We start from the raw sequence: 5,046 nt of genomic DNA on the forward strand, positions 1-5,046 counted from the left end.
GTGTTCCAGCTGGTGCTGAGAACACTCGACGACAATACCCCCGCGAGGTATGAAATGTCACATTCCGGTAACAGCACCAGGGAGACCGGGCACCTATAGGGGAACACATTGAAGGCTCTGTTGAACCTCGGCGCGAAAGACGCGACCGTGCTGCGGGACGGCGTGGAAGTCAAAGTCCCGGCAGGATCCCTCACCCCGGGGGACGTGTTCGTGGTGCGCCCGGGAGAGAAGATCGCGACCGACAGGTTCATCGTCGAGGGCCGCAGCGCGATCGATACGTCCCTGATCACCGGTGAGTCCGTGCCAGCCGAGGTCGGCCCCGACGACACGGTGACCGGGGCGACGATGAACACCAGCGGGCGTTTGCTGGTCAAAGCGACCCGGGTCGGCAGCGAAACGACCCTCGCCCAGATGGGCCGGCTGGTCAGCGCCGCGCAAAGCGGGAAGGCGCCCATTGCCCGGCTCGCGGACCGCATCAGCGCCGTGTTCGTGCCCATCGTCCTGGTCATCGCGGTCGCCACGTTCATCCTGTGAATGATTTTCACCGGGAACACGTCCTCTGCGTTCACCGCCGCGGTGGCCGTCCTGGTCATCGCCTGCCCGTGCGCCCCGGGGGTTGGCAACACCGGTGGGCCTGCTCACCGGAACCGGTCGGGGTGCCCAGCTCGGGATCCTCATCAAGGGCCCCCAGGTGATGGAGGACACCCGCACCGTGGACACGATCGTGCTGGATAAGACCGGAACCGCGACTACCGGCAAACTCTCCGTCACCGACGTCACCACCTTGGGACCACTGCCCGAAGAGGATGTCCTCGCGTTAGCCGGCGGGCTGGAAACCGCCAGCGAACACCCAATCGCCGAAACGATCTGGCTATGTCAACCACAAATGGCCCCCTTGCGACGGCCCGATTTGGCCCCACTGGAACTCACATCTACGTATCCGCGGTAGCCCCTAACTTCTCAAGTTAGCCAACCACGCGGTTCTGGTACTCCGCCGATTTCTCCTAATGGAACCGTTGTAGGGGTGCCGGACACTTATAGATATGGGGACCCCAGACCAGCCTGACACCGACAGCGTGTTGTGGGCTCGTGTGCTTTGCGGCGAGCCGTCGTCATTCGCCGCGGTGTATGTCCGGCATCGAGACAAGGTTTTCACCCACGCGGGTCGGTTGGTACGGACATCCCACGATGCAGAAGATGTCACGGCGATGGTGTTCCTCGAAGCTTGGCGGTGTAGGACGCGGGTCAGAATCGTCAACGATTCCATGATCGGCTGGTTGCTGATCACCACGAACAACGTCGCCAGGAATAAGGTCCGGTCCGCCCTGAGGTACGACCGGCTGATCCGCAAACTCCCCCCGCCCGAAATGGAACAGGATCACAGCGAAAGTGTCGCGGAGACCGTAGACCAAGACCGACAGGCCCTCGCTCTGCGGAAGGCTTACCGGTCCCTCAAACGAGCGGACCAGGAAATCATCGCCCTGTGTGTGCTCGAGGAGCTGACCAGTACCGAGGTCAGTGAACTGCTGCGCATCCCGCCAGGCACTGTGAAGTCCCGCCTCTCACGGGCGAAGGCGAAACTTGGCCAACTCATGGCACCCACACCTGCCGGACAGATAAACCCGGTGGGATCGACTGGGCCGACCGGTGTCACACGGGCGCGTCCCCTCACAGCGGAAGAAGGAACACCATGACACCTCCCCGTGGCCTGACTCGGTTCGATCCGGCACGCAGCGCCGCCATCGAACAACTTCTCCTGAACGTCGCCACAGAGGGCGCCAGCGAGAACAAGCACTTCCACACCACAAGGAATCAGACTCTTGCTGTCACCACTATCGGTGCCGCTTTGCTGGTGACCGGAGGCGCGGTCATCCTGTCCCAGACACCCGTGACTGTCAAAGGGGATGTGGCCTGCTTCGCCAGGGCCGAACTCGATGGTGATACATTCCCCGGTACCTGGGTAACCCTCGGGATTCCCAGCACGACCGAGCGTCCCGACAGCCGCATCGACATTGAAGATCCTGCCGGATTGTGCGCAGATCTTTGGGCGCAGAACATCCTCGATCCCGATGACCCGTACGGGAGTGCGGACCCCGATGCCTATGACCCGGACGGGACCCATCCGGTCCCCGCTCCACTGGCTGTGTGCGTTATGCCCACCGGTCAAGCAGCAGTCATCCCGGGCGACAAGACCGTGTGCGCTGACCTCGGTCTCGCATTAGAGGCAGAATGAGAGCTGAGCGCCGAATCATGGATTTGGTTTGTTCCCCGTTGCCTTGACTGGTAGCGCTGGCAGATAACGGTCTTCTTCATACAGGCCATTGCGAAGCGAGGCACTGAACCCTTAATTGCTAGAGCTTCAGGCTGTTGCGGGTGTGGGCGAGGCGGTAGGAGTCGGTGCCGGTTTCGATCATGTTCCCGCCGAAGGTGAGCCGGTCCACGATCGCGGCGCAAAGTCTGGGGTCTGTGAAGGTTTTCGTCCACCCGGAGAAGGATTCGTTCGACGCGATAGCAACCGAGTTCTTCTCCTCGCGTTCGGTGAGGACTTGGAAGAGCAGTTCCGCGCCGCGGCGGTCGAGTTCCATATAGCCGAGTTCATCGATGCAGAGCAGGTCGACGCGTCCGTAGCGGGCGATGGTGCGGGCCAGGATCTTCTCGTCGGCGGCTTCGACGAGTTCGTTCACGAGCCGGGTGGCGAGGGTGTATTTGACCCGGTATCCCTTTTCCGCGGCTGCGGTACCCAACCCGATGAGCAGATGCGATTTGCCGGTCCCTGAGTCTCCGATCAGGCATAGGGGCTGGCTTTTGCGGATCCAGTCCCCGGTGGCCAGGGAGTTGATCGTTGCGGGGTTGATGTTTGGGTTTGCTTCGTAGTCGAAGTCACCCAACCATTTGTCCCGCGGGAAGCCGGCGGCTTTGACCCGTCGGACGGACCGTCTCCGGTCCCTGTCGTCACACTCGGCCAGGAGCAGTTCAGCCAGGAATCCCTGGTAGGAGAGTTGTTCCTTGTTCGCGGTGGTGATCGCTTCATCCACGACTGCCCGGATCGTGGGCAGGCGAAGTTGCCGGCACGCCTGGTCCACGGCGGCGACAGCGGCTTCCTCGGTAAGGCCGCGGCGCCGGCGCAATGACTGGGAAACACCAGGAACAGTCGTGGGAGACGCGGTGGGGGTCATGAGATCTGCTCTCTTGATGGTGACGTGGCGGCAATCGGTGGTTTGAGTTTCAGGAGCTGGTCATACGCCGCCACGGATGGAAGGCTCCGTGTGTCCGCTGGCAGGCCTGCGATAACCGCGGCGGGGTCGGTGAGCCGGCGTTGAGTGAGACTGACAACCTGCTGCCCGACAGGAACGGGTGGAACGGCGGGATGACAATTCGGGTGGCCCCGGCCGGCGGCGGCCATCCGTGCTTCCACGGCCACCACATCAGCAGTAACCGCCCCTACGGTGAGGGCGGTGGTGAGCCCTGCGACGATGTCGGTGGTGTCCATGGACCGGTGCAGTAGCAGGACGTCGATGAGTTCGCGAGTGCCTGCTGCGTCTCCGTCGGTCTTCCGGGCGGCGGCCCAGAACGCTTCGTGGGCGCTGGTGAACGTCCCTGCAGCGCGGGCGCGGGCAAGTGCGGTGGACCCGGGTAATGCGCCTGGCTTGGTTTTCAGCACGTCCAGGTAATGATCTAGGTCAACGCTTTGCCCGCCCGTGGCAACGACCCGAGGATGGACCGCGATCAAGGTTCGCCCGTCGAAGACCGCCAGCTCCGACGCCCGTAGGGAGACCCGTACTTTCCGGTTGATGAACCGGGCCGGGATGGAGTATTTCGCCATCCTCACCGTGATCATCGAGGAACGATCCACCCGTGGAGTGAGCACCAGCCCGGGATCGAACACCTCGACCGGTAAGGGCGCCAGAAGAGGTTTCTCGGTGAGGAAGTCCGCGCCCACGGTGCGTAGCCGGTTGCTGATCCTGCGCCGGTCATCAGCCTCATCCCAACCTTTGATATTCTCGTTGAGTTCGGCCAGGGACTCAACGACCGGCATGGGACTCAGGTGGTTGCGGCGGAACCGACCCACTTCGCCTTCCACCCCGCCCTTCTCGTGCGCACCCTCGATCCCGGGCTGACAGTAAAAGGCATCGAAACCGTAGTGGGAGCGGAAAAACGTCCACCGGTCGTTCTCAACCCGATTCCGTCCCTTTCCGTAGAGCACGCTCTTGATCGCACTGTTGAGGTTGTCGTAGCGGATATGCCGGGTCGGGATCCCACCGATCATGGTGAACGCCTCAATATGGCCCTCGAGGAACGCCTCCTGACCGCAGGACGGGTACACCCGATGGACCGCCTTCCCCGAGTGCGAGAGGCGGAAAACGAAGAGCTGGCACTTGGTTTTCACCCCGTTCAGAATCACCCACACATCCCCGAAGTCCACCTCCGCTTCAGCACCAGGTGCGTGGTCCTGCGGAACGAACACCTCGCGGTGCCGGCCCGCCTCAGCATCGATCTCCGACCGCCGGGCACGCACGTAATCACGGACCGTGGAATACGACACCTCATCCAGGCCATGCTCATCGACCAGACGGGCAAGGACCCGCCGGGCGGTATGACGCTGCTTCCGCGGAGCCGACACATCCTCCAGCAACATCACATCGATCAGTGGTTTGAAAGCCTCCAGCTTCCCCGATCACCACCGGGATCGATGAGCTGGCCCTGGTGGATATCGATGACACGATCAAAGCGAGCTACGGATACAAGAAACAGGGCGCCGGTTACGGTTACTCCGGGGTCAAGGGGCTCATCGCAAACGAGAGTGCAGGCGGGGTGTAGCCGGGGCGGGCGCGTCGGTGACGAGATAGAGGTCGAGGCCTTCCGATGATGGAAGTTCTCACACTGCCCAGCCGAAAGACCTCGACGTGTTCAACGCTACCTTCGTTCGCCCTGACCTCACCACGTTCTGCCGGCTCGATGAGCTGGGCCTGGAAGCCGTCGGGCAGCACCTTGGGCCCGGTCAGGCAGTGATCGAGTGCCGTGTCGTCGAGGCGGATCCGTGGTGCC

At 62.6% G+C, this 5,046-nt stretch carries 3 protein-coding genes and 3 pseudogenes; 4 read left to right on the forward strand and 2 right to left on the reverse strand.

The window, feature by feature from the left end; genetic code table 11:
* Positions 1-99: 99 nt before the first annotated feature.
* From Y704_RS18250 to Y704_RS0101970, 3 genes and pseudogenes are all read left to right on the forward strand, one after another.
* A pseudogene (locus Y704_RS18250) lies at positions 100-859 on the forward strand (HAD-IC family P-type ATPase); the annotation flags it as partial.
* A gap of 184 nt (positions 860-1,043) precedes the next feature.
* A complete protein-coding gene (locus Y704_RS18255) occupies positions 1,044-1,694 on the forward strand; it encodes an RNA polymerase sigma factor (RefSeq protein WP_081747352.1) in 651 nt (216 codons plus the stop codon).
* On the forward strand, positions 1,691-2,233 hold the full coding sequence (locus tag Y704_RS0101970; protein ID WP_026548881.1) for a hypothetical protein: 543 nt from the start codon (positions 1,691-1,693) through the stop codon (positions 2,231-2,233). The genes Y704_RS18255 and Y704_RS0101970 overlap by 4 nt, the downstream gene beginning before the upstream one ends.
* A gap of 118 nt (positions 2,234-2,351) precedes the next feature.
* Here the strand turns inward: Y704_RS0101970 and istB are convergent, their stop codons facing one another.
* Complete coding sequence (gene istB / locus Y704_RS0101975) at positions 2,352-3,176, reverse strand: IS21-like element helper ATPase IstB (RefSeq protein ID WP_026548882.1); 825 nt, start codon at positions 3,174-3,176, stop codon at positions 2,352-2,354.
* Positions 3,173-4,675, reverse strand: a pseudogene (gene istA / locus Y704_RS18260) (IS21 family transposase); the annotation flags it as partial. The pseudogene istA and the gene istB, both read right to left, overlap by 4 nt.
* Before the next feature lie 229 nt (positions 4,676-4,904).
* On the opposite strand from istA, the pseudogene Y704_RS23775 reads away from it, so the two are divergent.
* A pseudogene (locus Y704_RS23775) lies at positions 4,905-5,046 on the forward strand (ISL3 family transposase); the annotation flags it as partial.

It is taken from the genome of Arthrobacter sp. Br18 (assembly GCF_000520555.1).
Lineage (GTDB): Bacteria > Actinomycetota > Actinomycetes > Actinomycetales > Micrococcaceae > Arthrobacter_D.